14 protein-coding genes and 1 pseudogene are annotated in these 16,557 nt (G+C 72.3%); 6 read left to right on the forward strand and 9 right to left on the reverse strand.

Annotated elements, in window-relative coordinates:
• Positions 1-2 precede the first annotated feature (2 nt).
• From QNO09_RS35825 to QNO09_RS35835, 3 genes are all read right to left on the reverse strand, one after another.
• Entirely contained in the window at positions 3-3,044 is a 3,042-nt protein-coding gene (locus QNO09_RS35825; protein ID WP_283974414.1) for an alpha-mannosidase, read from the reverse strand.
• A 71-nt stretch (positions 3,045-3,115) separates the two neighbouring features.
• A complete protein-coding gene (locus QNO09_RS35830) occupies positions 3,116-4,456 on the reverse strand; it encodes a 6-phospho-beta-glucosidase (RefSeq protein WP_283974415.1) in 1,341 nt (446 codons plus the stop codon).
• Positions 4,453-5,217, reverse strand: coding sequence for a DeoR/GlpR family DNA-binding transcription regulator (locus QNO09_RS35835; protein ID WP_283974435.1), 765 nt, complete (start codon positions 5,215-5,217; stop codon positions 4,453-4,455). The genes QNO09_RS35830 and QNO09_RS35835 overlap by 4 nt, the downstream gene beginning before the upstream one ends.
• 148 nt (positions 5,218-5,365) lie before the next feature.
• Between QNO09_RS35835 and QNO09_RS35840 the strand changes: the two are divergent.
• Positions 5,366-5,554 (forward strand): annotated as a pseudogene (locus QNO09_RS35840) (carbohydrate kinase family protein); the annotation flags it as partial.
• A 133-nt stretch (positions 5,555-5,687) separates the two neighbouring features.
• Positions 5,688-6,515, forward strand: coding sequence for a PaaX family transcriptional regulator (locus QNO09_RS35845; protein ID WP_283974416.1), 828 nt, complete (start codon positions 5,688-5,690; stop codon positions 6,513-6,515).
• Here QNO09_RS35845 and QNO09_RS35850 read toward each other — a convergent pair.
• The 4 genes from QNO09_RS35850 to QNO09_RS35865 are packed head-to-tail and all read right to left on the reverse strand — an operon-like array spanning position 6,506 to position 10,299.
• Positions 6,506-6,961, reverse strand: coding sequence for a MaoC family dehydratase (locus tag QNO09_RS35850; protein ID WP_283974417.1), 456 nt, complete (start codon positions 6,959-6,961; stop codon positions 6,506-6,508). The two genes, QNO09_RS35845 and QNO09_RS35850, sit on opposite strands and share 10 nt — an antisense overlap.
• A gap of 8 nt (positions 6,962-6,969) precedes the next feature.
• Positions 6,970-8,472 carry an acyl-CoA synthetase gene (locus tag QNO09_RS35855; protein WP_283974418.1) on the reverse strand — a complete coding sequence of 501 codons (1,503 nt, stop codon included), beginning with the start codon at positions 8,470-8,472 and terminating at the stop codon, positions 6,970-6,972.
• 10 nt (positions 8,473-8,482) lie between these two features.
• Entirely contained in the window at positions 8,483-9,358 is an 876-nt protein-coding gene (locus tag QNO09_RS35860) for an amidohydrolase family protein (protein ID WP_283974436.1), read from the reverse strand.
• A 23-nt stretch (positions 9,359-9,381) separates the two neighbouring features.
• Positions 9,382-10,299 carry an SDR family NAD(P)-dependent oxidoreductase gene (locus QNO09_RS35865; RefSeq protein ID WP_283974419.1) on the reverse strand — a complete coding sequence of 306 codons (918 nt, stop codon included), beginning with the start codon at positions 10,297-10,299 and terminating at the stop codon, positions 9,382-9,384.
• A 189-nt stretch (positions 10,300-10,488) separates the two neighbouring features.
• Here QNO09_RS35865 and QNO09_RS35870 point away from each other — a divergent pair, with 189 nt between their 5' ends.
• The 4 genes from QNO09_RS35870 to QNO09_RS35885 all read left to right on the forward strand — a co-directional run bounded on the left by QNO09_RS35870 (position 10,489) and on the right by QNO09_RS35885 (position 14,448).
• Positions 10,489-10,914, forward strand: a complete 426-nt coding sequence (locus QNO09_RS35870; protein ID WP_283974437.1) for a MarR family winged helix-turn-helix transcriptional regulator — start codon at positions 10,489-10,491, stop codon at positions 10,912-10,914.
• An 80-nt stretch (positions 10,915-10,994) separates the two neighbouring features.
• Positions 10,995-12,341: an MFS transporter gene (locus QNO09_RS35875; RefSeq protein ID WP_283974420.1), complete on the forward strand. Its 1,347-nt coding sequence runs from the start codon at positions 10,995-10,997 to the stop codon at positions 12,339-12,341.
• Complete coding sequence (locus tag QNO09_RS35880; protein ID WP_283974421.1) at positions 12,338-13,708, forward strand: alpha/beta hydrolase family protein; 1,371 nt, start codon at positions 12,338-12,340, stop codon at positions 13,706-13,708. Before QNO09_RS35875 ends, QNO09_RS35880 begins: the two co-directional genes overlap by 4 nt.
• Positions 13,705-14,448 carry an IclR family transcriptional regulator gene (locus tag QNO09_RS35885; protein WP_283974422.1) on the forward strand — a complete coding sequence of 248 codons (744 nt, stop codon included), beginning with the start codon at positions 13,705-13,707 and terminating at the stop codon, positions 14,446-14,448. The genes QNO09_RS35880 and QNO09_RS35885 overlap by 4 nt, the downstream gene beginning before the upstream one ends.
• A 274-nt stretch (positions 14,449-14,722) precedes the next feature.
• Here the strand turns inward: QNO09_RS35885 and QNO09_RS35890 are convergent, their stop codons facing one another.
• Together QNO09_RS35890 and QNO09_RS35895 are read right to left on the reverse strand one after the other, a co-directional pair.
• Positions 14,723-15,574: an oxygenase MpaB family protein gene (locus QNO09_RS35890; protein WP_283974423.1), complete on the reverse strand. Its 852-nt coding sequence runs from the start codon at positions 15,572-15,574 to the stop codon at positions 14,723-14,725.
• 72 nt (positions 15,575-15,646) lie between these two features.
• A complete protein-coding gene (locus tag QNO09_RS35895; protein WP_283974424.1) occupies positions 15,647-16,531 on the reverse strand; it encodes an SDR family oxidoreductase in 885 nt (294 codons plus the stop codon).
• Between the last annotated feature and the right edge of the window lie 26 nt (positions 16,532-16,557).

A 16,557-nucleotide genomic window follows, 5' to 3' on the forward strand; every position in this document is an offset into this window, starting at 1 on the left:
GGTCAGCCCCTCCGCAGGCGCAGGGTCAGGATCTGGAAGGGCCGCAGCGCGACGGGGACGGCACCGTCGGTCGTCTCCGCGTCCTGAAGCGGTCGTTCCAGCAGGTCGGTGATCTGGGCGCCGGCGAGCGGGAATCCGGTGCGCAGGGTGCCGGTGGCGCGACCCCCGCGGGACTCGTAGAGCCGTACGACGACATCGCCGGAGGCGTCGTCGGCGAGCTTGACCGCCTCCACGGTGACTCCCTCGCCTTCGGCGGAGACGATCGGCTCCAGGGCCCCGGCCGACTCCGCCACCCGGAGCGGCAGGTTGAGGGAGTAGCCCTCGGCCACGGCGTCCTCGATGGTCGCGCCGGGCAGCAGGGCGTAGGTGAGGCGGTGGCGGCCCTGGTCGGCCTCGGGGTCAGGGATGCGCGGGGCGCGGACCAGGCTGAGGCGGACGGTGGTCGTGGTGCCGCCGTCCTCGCGGACCGTGCGGGAGACGTCGTGGCCGTAGGTCGAGTCGTTGATGACGGCGACGCCGTAGCCCGGCTCGCCGAGGTGCACCCAGCGGTGGCCGGAGACCTCGAAGCGGGCCGCCTCCCAGGTGGTGTTGGTGTGGGTGGGGCGCTGGATGTGGCCGAACTGGATCTCGGCGGAGGAGTGCGGGGCGCGGATGTCGACCGGGAAGGCCGCCTTGAGGATCTTCTCGGTCTCGTGCCAGTCGATGTCCGTCTCGAAGTCGATCCGGGGGCTGCCGGCGCGGACGGTGATCGTCTGGGTGATGGTGGAGCCCTTGCCGAAGGACCGCTCGACGCGGAGGGCGCCGATCAGCGGGTCCTGCTCGACGACCGTGACGGAGGTGGCGTCGAGGAGGTCGGTGTAGCGGTTCTTGTAGTGCTTGTCGATGTCCCAGGCGTCCCAGTGGTTGGGCAGGTCGGTGTGCAGGCGGAGCAGGTTGCCCGGCTCGGCCAGCACCTCACGGCCGGCGCGCAGGTCGCGGACGGAGGACAGGGTGCCGTCCTCGGCCACCTCCACCCGGACCAGGCCGTTGTCGAGGATCCGGCCGTGCACCGTCACGGGCTGCGGGGGCGCCGTGTCGGCGAGGGGAGCGGAGCCGCTCGCGGGCACCCGCACGTACGCCGGTGCGCCGTCGGCGGTGCGGACCACTTCGGCGCGGTCGTAGGGACTGGTGTTGAAGACGCGGGCTTCGCCGGCGCCCAGCGCGGCCAGCGCCTCGGCGGTCAGCGCGTGCAGTTCCCGCGCGACGCGGGCGTACTCGGCCTCGGCCTCGCGGTGCACCCAGGCGATGGAGGAGCCGGGCAGGATGTCGTGGAACTGGTGCAGGAGCACCGTCTTCCAGAGCCGGTCCAGCTTCTCGTGCGGGTAGGCGTAGTCCGGCGCGTGCAGGGCCGCTGTCGTCGCCCACAGCTCGGCCTCGCGCAGCAGGTGCTCGGAGCGGCGGTTGCCCTGCTTGGTGCGGGCCTGGGAGGTGTAGGTCGCGCGGTGCAGTTCCAGATACAGCTCGCCGACCCACACGGGCGCGTCCGGGTACTCCTCGCGGGCCTTGGCGAAGAAGGCGTCGGGGTGTTCCACGACGACCTTCGGGGAGCCCTCCAGGTCGGCCAGCCGGCGGGCCCGTTCCATGATCTCGCGGGTGGGGCCGCCCCCGCCGTCGCCCCAGCCGAAGGGGGCCAGGGAGCGGGAGGCGCCGCCCTTCTCCCGGTAGTTGCGGACCGCGCGGGACATCTCCACGCCGCTGAAGCGGGCGTTGTAGGTGTCGACCGGCGGGAAGTGGGTGAAGATGCGGGTGCCGTCGATGCCCTCCCACCAGAAGGTGTGGTGGGGGAACCGGTTGGTCTGGTTCCAGGAGATCTTCTGGGTGAGGAACCACTCGTTGCCGGCGAGCTTGGCGAGCTGCGGGTAGGCCGCGTTGTAGCCGAAGGAGTCCGGCAGCCACACGCCCTTGGTCTCGATGCCGAAGTGCTCGATGAAGAAGCGCTTGCCGTGGATGAACTGGCGGGCGACGGCCTCGCCGCCGGGCAGGTTTCCGTCGGCCTCCACCCACATCCCGCCGACCGGCGCCCACTGGCCGTTCTTGACGGACTCCTGGATGCGGGCCCAGACCTTGGGGTAGTGGTCGCGCACCCACTCGTACTGCTGGGCCTGGGAGCAGGCGAAGATGAAGTCGTCGTACTCGTCGGCGAGCGAGGTGACGTTCGAGAAGGTGCGGGAGGTCTTGCGCTTGGTCTCGCGGATCGGCCAGAGCCAGGCGGAGTCGATGTGGGCGTGGCCGACGCCGGAGATCGTGTGGGCGCTGGCGTGCGCGGGCTTGGACAGCACCGGCTTCAGCGCCTCGCGCACCGCGGCGGCCGAGCCGGGGACGTCGTCCAGGTCGAGCTGGTCCATCGCCCGGTCCAGGGCGTGCGCGATCTCGTGGCGGCGCGGGTCGTGCTCGCCGAGTTCCAGCATCAGCTCGCGCAGCACCTGCACGTCGAGGTCGAGGTGGAAGACCTCCTCGTCGAGGATGGCGAGGTCGGCGGCGCGGAAGGTGTAGAGCGGCTTGTCGCCCGCGGTGAGCTTGTCGCCGAGGGGCGTGGGCGTGGCGAAGTCGTCCGCGAGGATGTCGGGGTTGGAGGCGGCCTCGACCAGGTAGTCGACGGTTTCGCCGCCCTGTGCGGGGTTGGCGATCGCCACGTACTGGTTGAGCGGGTTGACGGCCTTCAGCGGGGTGCCGTCGGTGAGGTGGACGAGGGCCTCGGCCTGGTTGCCGGGCCAGTCGCCGACGAAGCCGAGGTCGATGACGGCCTCGACGCGGCGGCCCGCCCACTCCTTCGGCACCCGTCCACGCATGCGGAACCAGGTGGTGCCCCAGGGCGGGCCCCAGGGGGTGCCCATCGCGAAGGGCCGGTAGGAGGCGGCGGCGGCCTCCTCGAAGGGGACCGGCTCCCCCGGGGCCTGCCAGGCCTCCACCTCGAAGGGCACGGTGGCCGCGTAGACCGCGGTCTTGATGCGCTGGTCGTGAAGGCGCTGCACGCGCTCCTCGATGCGGCGGCTTTCGTCGTGCATGGGGTGTCTCCAGGAAGCGGGAAGAGCGAGCAGGCGGCAAGCGGTGGGGGAAAGCGCTTACCAGGCGGCGTTCACCTAAGGTACGCCAACCCGGGATGGACCTCGGTGTAGCCCTCGACCAGCCTGCGGGCCACATGGACGGAGTCGACCAGCGGGTGCAGGGCGAAGGCCTTCACGGCCGTCGCGCGGGAGCCGGAGCCGGCGGCGGCCAGCACCTCGCGTTCGACGGCCTTGACGGCGCAGACCAGGCCGGTGGCGTGACCGGGCAGCGGGTCCACGGTGACGGGGTGGGCGCCGTTGGCGTCGACGAGGCAGGGGACCTCGATGACGGCCTCCGCGTCCAGGACCGACAGGGTGTGCCGGTTGCGGACGTTGAGGATCAGGGTGGTGCGCTCGTCCCGGGCGATCGCCCGCATCAGCGCGAGGGCGACCTTCTCGTAGCCGCCGGACAGGTCGTCCTCGTCGCGTTCGCCGGCGCCCGCGGTCTCGCGGTTCTCGGCCATGTAGGTGGCCTCGCGCTCGGCGCGGGTGCGGTCCCACGCCGTGAGGGCGGGGGCGTCCGGGTTCCTCATCTCGGTGTAGAAGCGGGCCTGCTGGTCGCGCAGGAACGCGCCGCGGGTCTTCTCGGCCTGTTGGTAGGCGCGGACGGCCTCGCGGTTGAAGTAGTAGTAGTGCAGGTACTCGTTCGGGATCGCGCCCAGGGACCGCAGCCAGTCGGCGCCGAAGAGCTTGCCCTCCTCGAAGGAGCCGAGCAGGTCGGGGTCGGCGAGCAGGCGCGGGAGTTCGTCGCGGCCGGCGACGCGCAGTCCGCGCACCCAGCCGAGGTGGTTGAGGCCGACGTAGTCGATCCAGGCCTCCGCCGGGTTCTTCACCCCGAGCACCCGGGCGATGCGACGGCCGAGGCCGACCGGTGAGTCGCAGATGCCGATGACGCGGTCGCCGAGGTGGTGGGACATGGCCTCGGTGACCAGGCCGGCCGGGTTGGTGAAGTTGATGACCCAGGCGTCGGGAGCGAGACGGGCCACCCGCCGGGCGATGTCCACGGCGACCGGGACCGTGCGCAGGCCGTAGGCGATGCCGCCCGCGCCGACCGTCTCCTGGCCCAGCACGCCCTCGGCCAGGGCCACGCGCTCGTCGTTCGCGCGCCCCTCCAGGCCGCCGACGCGGATCGCGGAGAACACGAAGTCGGCGCCGCGCAGGGCCTCGTCGAGGTCGGTGGTGGCGCTCACCCCGGGCGGGTCCGGGACGCCGGCCGCCTGCTCGGCGAGGACGCGTGTCACCGCCGACAGCCGTCCGGCGTCCAGGTCGTGCAGGACGACGTGCGTCACCCGGCCCTCGGCGTGGTCCTGGAGGAGCGCTCCGTACACCAGCGGCACGCGGAAGCCCCCGCCGCCCAGAATCGTCAGCTTCACGCCTGCACCCTTCCCACCACGACGACCTCGACGCCCGCCTCCTGGAAGGAGGTCCGCGTCGCCGCGTCGACCGGCTCGTTCGTCACCACCGCGTCCAGGTCCTCGGGACCGCAGACCTTCGCCATCCCGTGTCCCGGGAACTTCGACGCGTCGGCGAGGAGGACCACCTTCTCGCCGGCCTTGATCATGGCGCGCTTGACCGGCACCTCCACGACCGTCGTGTCCATGACCTGTCCGCCGGGCCGCACCCCGCTGGTGCCGAGGAAGAGCCAGTCGGCGTGCAGCTGCCGCAGGTTGTCCTCGGTGAGGAAGCCGACCAGGGAGCGGTACTCGCGGCGGACCATGCCGCCGAGCAGGACCAGCTCGATGCCCTCGTCGTCGACGAGTTCCTCGTAGACCACCAGGTTGCTGGTGATCACGGTGAGCCGCCGTCCGTGCAGTTGCCGGGCGAGGCGGTAGGCCGTCGTCCCGATGTCCAGCAGCACCGACTGGCCGTCCTCGATCATCGCGGCGGCACGCTCGGCTATGGCGTCCTTCTCGGTGACGCGCACCTCGGCGACCTCGGCGAAGGGCTGGTCGCCCTCCTCGACGACGGCTCCGCCGTGCACGCGTGTGAGCAGTCCGTCTTCTTCCAGTTTGACCAGGTCACGCCTGATGGTGGCGGGACTCACTCCCAGTTGCTCCGAGAGGTCGGTCACGGCCGCGGGCCCGCCTGCGCGCAGGGCCCGCAGGATGAGTTGGTGTCGTCGTTCTGCCAGCACGACCGGAACACTACTCGTCATCTTCAATCATTTCCATGCTCGGTTCTGCTCGGGTATTTACCCATCTCTCGGGAGCAGCGCACGATTCCGGTCATCGAATTGACGAGTTTTGACGATCTCCGTCGAAGCCATGAGCGAGGACACATCCGTGGACGATGACCGGCCGGATGTGCTGCCGACCGGACTGCTCTTCTACGACCTCGTGCTCACGGGCCTCGGCAAGCCGCCCGCCCCCGGCGAGGAGATCTGGACCCGGGGCATGGGCTGCGGCCCGGGCGGCATCGCGCACCTCGCCGTGGCCGCCACCCGCTTCGGCCTCACCACCTCCCTGGCCACGCCCCGCCCGGGGACGGTGACCCGTGGGCGGACACCTGGTTCTGCTCGAACCCCGTGTTCATCGACGTCCAGGGTGCGTGACCCCCGTGTACCAGCAGGTCACGGACTGATCGGGCGGAGGTACGGTGGGCCGCGTGACCGGTGAAGAGCCGCTGCGGCCCCAGTCCCTGATGCTGACGTTCCTGGGCGACCAGGTGCTCGGCCGTGACGTGTGCGTGTACTCGGGCAGTGTCATCGACGTGTTCGCCCGTGCCGGGATCGGCGAGCAGGCCACCCGCTCCACGCTCAGCCGCATGGCGGGCCGTGACCTGCTGCGCCGCCAGCGCGAAGGCCGCCGTATGTACTTCGGGCTGACCGAACGCTCGGAGGCGGTGCTGCGCGACGGCGAGCGGCGCATCTGGCGGACGGGGGCCGTCAACCGGCAGTGGGACGGCACCTGGACCCTGCTCGGCTTCTCCCTGCCGGAGTCCTGGCAGCGCCAGCGCCACGACCTGCGCTCCCAGCTGACCTGGAGCGGCTTCGGCCCGCTCTTCAACGGTCTGTGGATCGCCCCCGGCGAGGCCGACGTGTCGGCCCTGGTGGCCGAGCTCGGTCTGTCCGCGCACGTCAAGGTCTTCCGGGCGCACGCGGACACCGGCACGGACATCGCCCAGATGATCGAGGAGACCTGGGAGCTGTCCGACCTGGCCGGGCGCTACGAGGGATTCGTGCGGCGCTGGCGGGCCTGGGAGGACGACCTGCCGGACGCCGACGACGCCCTCGTGCTGCGTCTGCGCCTGCAGACGGAGTGGCTCCGGATCGTCCGGCGCGATCCGCGGCTGCCCGTCGGGCATCTGCCGGACGACTGGCCGGCGGAGCAGGCCGAGAAGACGTTCCGGACCGTGCACGAACGGCTCTCACCGCTCGCCCGCGACGCCTCGGAACGCCTGCTGCACCTGGTGCCCGTGCGGCCTCAGGCGTAGAACCGCGACAGGCTCTGCAGCACGGCGGCAGGCTTGCCGCCGCCCTCGATCTCGATGGTGCCCTCGACGGTGATCTGCGCACCGCCCGGCACGTCCTCGACCTCGGCGAGCCGGGCCACCAGCCGTATGCGGGAGCCGGCCTTCACGGGGGCCGGGAAACGCACCTTGTTGAGGCCGTAGTTGACCTTCGTCGTCACGCCCTGGACGTCCAGCAGCTCGGTGAACAGGGGAATGAAGAGGGAGAGCGTGAGGTAGCCGTGCGCGATGGGGGCGCCGAAGGGGCCCTCCTTGGCGCGCTCGGGGTCCACGTGGATCCACTGGTGGTCGCCCGTGGCGTCGGCGAAGGTGTCGATGCGCTCCTGCGTGACCTCGATCCACTCGCTGGTGCCGAGGTCGCCGCCGGCGAGCTTCTTGAGTTCGTCGAGGCCGTTGACGGTGAGGCTCATGCGGTTCCTTACTGCTTGCCGTACCGGGTACGGACACGGGACTTGAGGAGTTTTCCGGAGGCGGTGCGCGGAAGTTCGCCCGCGAGGACCACCGACTTGGGGATCTTGTACTTGGCGAGGTGGCCGGCGAGGGAGGCGAGCACCTCGTCGGGGTCGAGGGAGGCGCCCTCGCGGGGCACGACGACCGCGCGCGGCACCTCACCCCACTTGTCGTCGGGCACGCCGATCACCGCGCACTCGACGATGTCCGGGTGGGCGAGGAGCCGGTCCTCGATCTCGGCGGGGTAGATGTTCTCCCCACCCGAGATGATCATGTCCTTGATGCGGTCGACGATGTGGACGTAGCCGTCCTCGTCGACCTGGGCGGCGTCCCCGCTGCGGAACCAGCCGTCCGCGAAGGACGCGGCCGTCTCCTCGGGCAGCCCCCAGTAGCCGGGCATGACGTGCGGGCCGCGCACCACGATCTCTCCCACCTCGCCGGCGTCGACCGGGGTCAGGTCGGGCCGGACGACGCGGACGTCGCTGAAGAAGTGCGGCACGCCCGCCGAACCCGCCTTGGCGAGGGCGTGTTCGGCGTCGAGGAAGAGCGTGCCGGGAGCGGCCTCGGTCATGCCGTAGCCCTGGAGGAAGGTCAGGCCGCGCTCCTGGTAGGCCGCGATCAGCGGGGTGGGCACCGGAGAGCCGCCGCAGGTGAGGATGCGGAGCGAGGACAGGTCCGCGTCCGGCCAGCGCGGGTGGCGTGCCACCTGGTCGAACATCGTGGGCACGCCGAACATGAAGGTGATCCGGTGTCGTTCGATGAGGTCGAAGGTGGCGTCCGGGTCGAAGGCGTCGACCAGGACGCAGGTGCCGCCCTTCAGCAGGACGGGCAGCGTCAGCATGTTCAGGCCGGCGGTGTGGAACAGCGGGGCGGAGACCAGGGCTCGTTCGTCGGCGACCAGGTCATGGTCGATGAGGACGTTGATCGCGTTCCAGGTCAGGTTGCCGTGGGTGAGCATGGCGCCTTTGGGGCGGCCGGTCGTGCCCGAGGTGTACATGATGATGCAGGTGTCGTCGGCGCCGACCGGTTCGTCGATCGGCTCCCCGAACGCCTCGGCGACGGCCGCCTCGTACTCGCCGCCGACCTCCAGGTAGACGCGGACGTCCGTGCTGCCGGGCAGGCCCGCGACCAGACCGGCGCAGGACGGGCCGTAGACGAGGGCCCGGGCTCCGGAGTCGGCGAGCTGATAGGCGATCTCGGGTCCGGCGAGGCGGGTGTTGAGCGGGACGAAGACCGCGCCGAGGGTGCCGGCCGCGAACAGGGTCTCCAGGTAGGAGGGGTGGTTCGGGCCGAGGTAGGCGATGCGGTCGCCGCGGCGCACGCCCCGGGCGCGCAGGGCGTGCGCCAGTCGGGTGGTGCGGGCGTGGAGCGTGCCGTAGTCGGTGGTGGACCCGTCGTGGATCAGGGCGGTGCGGTGCGGGGTCTTGCGGGCCCGGCGTGCGGGCCATGACCCCAGTCCCTCGTTGCGCATGTCACGCCCCTTACGGTTTCGTCAGCCCGAGCAGGCGGGCCGCGTTCTCCTTGAGGATCTTCGGCCGGACCTCGTCCTTGATCGTCAGCTTGGCGAAGTCGGCGAGCCAGCGGTCGGGGGTGAGGACGGGGAAGTCGGAGCCGAAGAGGACCTTGTCCTTCAGCAGGGTGTTGGCGTACTGCACGAGCTGCGGCGGGAAGTACTTCGGCGACCAGCCGGACAGGTCGATGTGCACGCCCGGCTTGTGCGTGGCGACGGCCAGGGCCTCGTCCTGCCAAGGGAAGGACGGGTGCGCCAGGATGATCTTCAGATGCGGGAAGTCGGCGGCGACGTCGTCCACGTGGAGCGGGTTGGAGTACTTCAGCCTGATCCCGCCCCCGCCGGGGACGCCGGCGCCGATGCCCGTCTGACCGGTGTGGAAGAGGGCGATCGCGCCGGTCTCCTCGATCACCTCGTACAGGTCGTACGCCACCGCGCGGTCGTTGGGGAAGAAGCCCTGGATGCTGGGGTGGAACTTGAAGCCCTTCACCCCGTACTCCTCGACCAGGCGGCGGGCCTGCTTCACTCCCGCCTTCCCTCGGAAGGGGTCGACGGAGGCGAAGGGGATGAGGACGTCGGCGTTGGCGGCGGCCGCCTCGGCGACCTCCTCGTTGGGGACGGGCGGGGTGCCGGTGGCGGACTCGGCGTCGACCGTGAAGATCACCGCGGCCATGTTCCGCTCGCGGTAGTACGCGGCGGTCTCCTCCAGGGTCGGTTTCCGCTTGCCCTCGACCTTGAAGTAGGCCGAGGAGGCGTCGTGCAGGTCGTCGTCCAGGGACGAGTGGCCCTTGGAGGACACCTCGGCGTGGGTGTGGACGTCGATCGCGACCAGTGACTCCAGGTCCATCACGGGGTCCATCGAGGGGGCCATCACGCCTCCGGGAACTTCGGCGCCGGGATGCCGACCGACTGGAGTTCGGCACCGACCGAGGTGGGCCAGGCGTCGGCCAGCGTGTCCGGGGTCCAGCCGCCGTCGGCGTAGGCCGCCCTGATCTCCTGCGGATGCGACCAGAGTGCCACCTTGTCACCGCCGATGCCGACGCACTGGCCGGTGACGCCCCGGGCGGCCTCCGACGCCAGGAAGGGAACCAGGGCCGCGCAGTCCTCGGGGGTGCCGAAGCCCTCGCCCTTGCGCAGGAAGTCCGGCAGCGGCTCACCGTTCTTCATGGCCTCGATGTAGGGGGCGAAGGCCGGGATGGTCTCGGTCATCGCGGTGGCGGCGACCGGCACGATCGCGTTGACCGTGATGTTCGCCCGGCCCAGCTCCATCGACCAGGTGCGGGCCATCGCCGCGATGCCGGCCTTGGCGGCGGCGTAGTTCGTCTGGCCGAAGTTGCCGCGCTGTCCGGCCGGGGAGCCGACCAGGATCAGCGAGCCGCCCTCGCCCTGCTCGCGCATCCGCACGGCGGCGGCGCGGGCGCAGGTGAAGGTGCCCTTGAGGTGGGTGGTGAGGACCGCGTCGAAGTCCTCGTCGGTCATCTTCCACAGGACCTTGTCACGCAGGATGCCCGCGTTGGTGACGAGTACGTCCAGCCTGCCGAACTCCTCGACCGCGCGGTTCACCAGCCGCTCGGCAGCCTCGGAGGTGCCGACGGGCACGACTTCGGCGACGGCCTTGCCGCCCGCTTCCGCGATGGACTTCACGGCCGCCTCGGCCACCGCCTCGTCGACGTCGTTGACCACCACGGACGCGCCGTGGGCGGCCAGGGCGTGAGCGTAGGCGAGGCCGAGGCCGCGGCCGCTGCCGGTGACGACGGCGGCCTTGCCGGAGAGATCGATGCTGGGCACGGGTGGGTCCCTTCGCACGGGGTCGACTGCGAACTCGAAGCTAAGAGCAATAATTGTTGACGTCAATAGTTGTTGGAGACCTTTGGGTGCGGGATGCTGGAATCACCAGGACGCAGCACCGAGCACAGGGAGTCCGCCATCACACGCCAGAACCTCTCCGCGAAGCCCATCGACGCCCACGAGCCGTGGATGCGCGGACTGCACGCCGACACGGGCTACCTGCTGTACCGCCTGGGTCTGCGCTCGGGGCAGTTGTTCAACGCCTGCCTCCAGGAGTCGGGCCTGCGCCTGCGCCACTACGCGGTGCTGCGCTTCCTCGCCACCACCGACGGCGCCCTGCAGCGGGAGCTGAGCGCACGGCTCGGGTACGACCCGAGTGCGATCGTCGGCCTTGTCGACGACCTGGAGAAGCTGGGCTTCGCCGAGCGCCGCCCCTCTCCCGACGACCGCCGCAGCCGGATCGTCGCCCTGACCGACAGCGGCCGCGGCTGCCTCCGCGACACCGACGAGGCCGGCCTGCGGGTGACCGGCGAACTGCTGGGCCCGCTGGACCCGGCCGAGCGGGAGACCTTGCACGCGCTGCTGCTGCGGATCGCGGAGGACGGCCTGAACTGATGTTGTGCAAATGATTGACGGCTGCACGATGGATGCATAACTTCACGGGCCAACCGCGCCCCGTCCCCAGGGAGCCCACCGTGCAGCCATCCCCCTCAACCGCCCAACCCTCCCCCGAATCCCGCCAGTTGCGCCGCGTCGCCCTGTCCGGCCTGCTCGGCACGACCGTCGAGTTCTACGACTTCCTCGTCTACGGCACCCTCGCCGCGCTCGTCTTCGGCGAGCTGTTCTTCCCGCGGGCCGACCCGGCGGTCGGCACCGTCGCGGCGTTCGGCACCTTCGCCGCGGGCTATCTCGCCCGGCCGCTCGGCGGCATCCTCTTCGGGCACTTCGGCGACCGGCTGGGCCGCAAGTCGATGATGCTGCTGACCATGGTCCTGATGGGGTCCGCAAGCTTCCTCATCGGCCTCCTGCCGACGTACGACACGATCGGCGTCTGGGCGCCGGTGCTGCTGGTCACCCTGCGCGTGGTGCAGGGCATCGCGATCGGCGGCGAGTGGGGCGGCGCGATGCTGATGGTCGTCGAGCACGCCGAGCACGCGCAGGGGTCCCGGCGCGGCCTGTGGTCCAGCTTCACCCAGCTCGGCGCGCCGCTCGGTTCGGTGCTGTCGGCCGGTGTGGTCACCCTCGTCGCCGCCCTGCCGGACGAGGAGTTCCGCTCCTGGGGCTGGCGCGTGCCGTTCCTGCTGAGCATCGTGCTGCTGGGCGTGGGCCTGTTCGTGCGGCTGAAGGTGGCGGAGAGCCCGCTGTTCGCCCAGGCCAGGAGGGAACCGGTGGACCGGCCTCCGATCGTGGAGGTGCTGCGCCGCCCGAAGCCGGTGCTGCTGGCCGCCTGTGTCGGCATCGGCGCGTTCACCGCGCAGTCCCTGCTGACGAGCTTCATGATCTCCTACGCCGTGGACGAGGGCTACACCCGCCCGCAGGTGCTGACCGCGGTCACCGTCGCCTCCTGCGTGGCCCTCGTCGTCCTGCCCGCCGCGTCCGCGCTGTCGGACCGGGTGGGGCGCCGGCCCGTCGTCCTCGCCGGTGCCGTCGCCTCGGCGGCGCTCTCCTTCCCGGTGCTGGCCCTGGTCGACTCCGGCTCCCCCGGCCTGCTGATCCTCGCCCTGGTGCTCGGCCACGGCGTCGCCCAGTCCACGATGTACGGGCCGCTGGGCGCCCTGCTCACCGAGATGTTCGGCACCCGCGTCCGCTACACCGGCGCCTCCCTCGGCTACCAGGGGGCGACCCTGATCGGCGCCGGGTTCTCCCCGCTGATCGCCGGCAGCCTCCTGGCCACCTTCGGCGGCGGCAGCACTCCCGTGTCACTGCTGCTCTGCGCGGGCGCGGCCATCACCGCGGTCACCGTGTGGCGGCTGCGCGAGACCCACACGGACGCCCTGGACACCCCCGCCGCCGCCCCCGCCCTGGAAGGAACCCCGCGTTGAGGATCCGCCTCGCCCTCCTGACCGCCTGCCTGTCCGTGGCGACCGCGCTGCCCGCGCAGGGCGTCGACGCCACCGACGCCCACCTGGAGGGCGAGCTCCCTTCCGGCGCCGCGTACGTGATGGACGTACCCGCGGCATGGAACGGCACGGTGCTGCTGTACAGCCACGGCTACACCCCGGCCGGGGCCCCCAACCCGGCCCAGAACACGCCCGGACCGGCCGCCCGCGACAAGCTGCTGGCCGAGGGCTACGCCCTGATCGGCTCCTCGTACGCGACGAACGGCTGGGCGATCACCGAGGCGGTGCCCGACCAGCTCGCCACGCTGGACCTGTTCACGGAGAAGTTCGGCCCGGCGCGGCGGACGCTCGCCTGGGGCACCTCCTACGGCGGCTTCGTCACCAGCATGCTCGCCGAGCGCCACCCCGGCCGCTTCGACGGATCGCTGTCGATGTGCGGGCTGGTGCAGGGCGGCGTCGCCAACTGGAACAGCACCCTGGACCCTGTGTTCGCGCTGCGCACGCTGCTCGCCCCGGACTCCGGCATCCGGCTCGCGGGGTTCGCGGACCAGACCGAGGCGGTCGCCGCCGGCAAGGCGCTCAGCTCAAAGGTCGACGCGGCCCAGCAGACCCCCGGGGGCCGGGCCCGGATCGCCCTCGCCGCGGCCCTGCACAACATCCCCGGCCACAACGACGCCTCGCAGACCGAGCCCGCTCCCACCGACTGGAAGACCGCGCAGTCCAACCAGTACTCCGCCGTCCGGGGACTTCTCCGGCTGCCCGCCTTCAGCTGGCGGCAGGAGGCCGAGAACCGGGCGGGCGGCAACCCGTCCTGGAACACGGGTGTCGACTATCGCTCGATGCTCGCGCGGTCCCCGCTGTACAAAGAGGTGACGGAGCTCTACAAGGAGGCGGGACTGTCCTTGCGCACCGACCTCTCGGCCCTGGCCCGGGCCCCCAGGATCTCCGCCGACCCCTCGGCGGTGCGGTGGATGCGCGGCACCAGCGTGCTCTCCGGCCGGCTCACCGACCCCCAGCTGAACATCCACACCACCGGTGACGCCCTGATACCGGTGCAGTCGGAGAGCGCCTACCGGCGGGCCGCCACGGCGGCGGGCTCCGCCGGACTCCTCCGCCAGGCGTACGTCGACGCCCCCGGCCACTGCACCTTCACCACGGGCGAGACCCTGGCCGCCCTGCACACTGTGGAGAAGCGCCTGGACACCGGCCGCTGGGACACCTCGCCCGGCGCCCTCAACTCCCGTGCCAAGGCGGCGGACCCGGCGGCCGAGTCCCGCTACCTTCCGTACCGCCCGACCGTCTACCCCCGCCCCTACGACCTCGCCCACCCGGGAGACGCCCGGCTATGACCGCCCCCACCGCGCCCGACCGACTGCTGTCCGTGCTCGCGGCCTTCGACCACGAGCATCCGGGCCTCTGCCTGACGGACATCAGCCGGCGGGCCGGGCTGAGCCTGACCACCGCACACCGCCTGGTGGGCGCCCTCACCGAATGGGGCGCCCTGGAGCGGGACGAGTCCGGTGTCTACCACGTGGGGCTGCGGCTGTGGGAGCTCGCCGCACTGGCCCCGCGCGGCCTCGCCCTGCGGCAGGTCGCGCTGCCGTATCTGGAGGACCTGTACGAGGCGACGCACGAGAACGTGCAGCTGGCCGTCCGGGACGGCCGGGAGGTCGTGTACATCGAGTGGCTGTCGGGCCGGTCGGCCGTCGGCGTGCACATCCGGGTCGGCGCCCGCTGGCCGCTGCACGCCACCGGGGTGGGCCTCGCGCTGCTGGCCCACGGCGACCCGGTGTTCCAGGAGGAGTACTGCGCGGGCGACCTCGCGTCCTTCACCCCGTACACGATCACCGAACCGGAGCGGCTGCGGCGGGCGCTCGCCGAAGTGCGCAGGTCGGGGGTGGCGGTGAGCGACCGCCAGGTCACGCAGGACGCGCTGTCCGTGGCCGCGCCGGTCCGCGGCGCGGACGGCACGGTGACCGCCGCCGTGTCGATCGTCGTGCCCCACGCGGACGCCCAGGTCCCGGTGCTGGGCCCGGCGGTACGGATGGCGGCGCGCGGCATCTCGCGAGCGCTGGGGTGGCAGCCCTGAACGGTGACGGGCGCTGCCGCCCGCGACACGGGCCACGTCCACGTCCGCTGCCGTCCGCGGCACCTCGCGAGCGCCATGATGGCAGCCCTGAACGGTGACGGGCCCTGCCGCCCGCGACACGGGCCACGTCCACGTCCGCTGCCGTCCGCGGCACCTCGCGAGCGCCAGGATGGCAGCCCCGAACGGTACGGGGCCCTGCCGCCCGCGACGTGGGCCACGTCCGCTGACGTGTGTCGCGACCGGGTCGGGCCGGGGAGGGTCTGGGGGCGGGCCGTCAGGCTTCCCGGGCCGGGGTCATCGCCCAGCGGATGGTCCGGGTCAGGGCTCGGCCGGCGGGACGTACGGCGAGGTCTTCGACGACCGGCACCCGGGGCAGCCACAACATGCCGCGCGCCCAGGGCGGGAGCAGGGTGACGGCGTTCGCGGCCAGCCCGCCGTAGAAGGGCCGGACGGCGAGGGGCAGCGGAGGCTGGAACAGCAGGAAGCGGGCGGCTGCCCGCGCCTCGGGCGTGGCCCGCAGCTCGGGCCGGTAGGCGGTCAGACGCTCGGCCAGTTCACCGCGGTCCCGCGGCGGGTCGGCCACCCCCAGCGCCTCGGCGACGCGCGCGGTGTCGGCGACGTAGGCGTCGTAGCCGGCGGCGTCCAGCGGCCGGGCCCCGTAGCGCTCGTGGGCGCGCAGGAAGCTGTCCGTCTCGGCGGCGTGCACCCAGCCCAGCAGATGCGGGTCGGCCGCGTGGTACGGCACGCCCTCGGCGCTCGTGCCGCGGATCCGTTCGTGGATGCCGCGCACCTGGTCGACGGCCTGCTGGGCGTCCGCGGCGGTGCCGTAGGTCGTCACGGCCAGGAAGGTGCTGGTGCGCTGCAACCGGCCCCACGGGTCGCCGCGGAAGCCGGAGTGCCCGGCGACGGCCGCCATCGCGAGCGGATGCAGCGACTGGAGGAGCAGGGCGGTCAGCCCGCCGATGAACATCGAGGCGTCACCGTGGACCGCGCGGATCGGCCGGTCCGGCCCGAACCAGCGCGGCCCGGGGGTGTGGTGGATACGGGCACGGGTCGCGGGTCCGCCCGGGCCCGCGACACGGCGGAACAGGGCCTGGCCCAACTGGTCACGGACTCCGGTCAGCACGGTCGGCCTCCCTTCCCCTGCTGACCAGTGTCCGGCATGACCGTGCCGTCCGGACCCGCCGGCCCGGCCGCGTCAGGTCCCCGGCCCGGCCGCCGCACGGTCGGCCAGGCCGCCGGCGCCGAGCGGCCCGGTGGAGCGGAGCGAGGCCGAGGCCTCCAGGCGCGGCAGTGCGCGGCGCGCCACGCGCAGGACCACCGGGGGCATGGCCGGGCGTATCGGCTGGGCCAGCCGCAGCCAGCCCGGCGCGTACATGGCCGTACGGCGGCGTTCCATGCCTTTGACCAGGCGGGCGGCGACCGTGTCCACGGGGTACACGCGGCGGGCCGGCGGGGGCATGTGCAGACGCAGTTCCCGCAGGACGTCGTACCGCTCGGCGTCGCGGATCATGTCGGTGTCCGTCCAGTTGAGGTAGGCGATGCCCACGCCCACCCCGCGGTGCGCCACCTCCGCGCGCAGGGAGTGCGCGAAGGCCTCGGCCCCGGCCTTGGAGGCGCAGTACGCGCTCATCAGCGGGGCGGCGCCGAGCGACGCGAGGGAGGCGACCTGGAGGAAGTAGCCCGCCGTGTCGAGCAGGTCCGGCAGGAACGCCCGGGCCGTGTGGGCGCTGCCGGTGAGGTTGACGTCGATCACCCGGCGCCAGGTGGCCGGGTCGGAGTCGAGGAGGGCGCCGCCCTCGGCGATGCCGGCGTTCGCCACGACGGCCGAGGGACGGCCGAGACCGGCCCGCACGGTGTCCGCGGCGGCTTCCAGCGCGGACAGGTCGGTGACGTCGGCCTCCACGGCGAGGGCGGGGCCCGGCAGGGAGGCCGCCACCTCCTCCAGAACGGTCTTCTCATGGCCGACGAGACCTACCCGGGCGCCGCGGCGGGCGGCCTCGCGGGCCAAGGCGGCGCCCACACCGCGGGCGGCTCCGGTGATGACGACGGTGCGCTCGGCGAGCGGGCTGCTGCTGCTCATGGGCTGCCCTTCCTTCCCGGTGCCGG

Source organism: Streptomyces sp. 378, assembly GCF_030124145.1.
GTDB lineage: Bacteria > Actinomycetota > Actinomycetes > Streptomycetales > Streptomycetaceae > Streptomyces.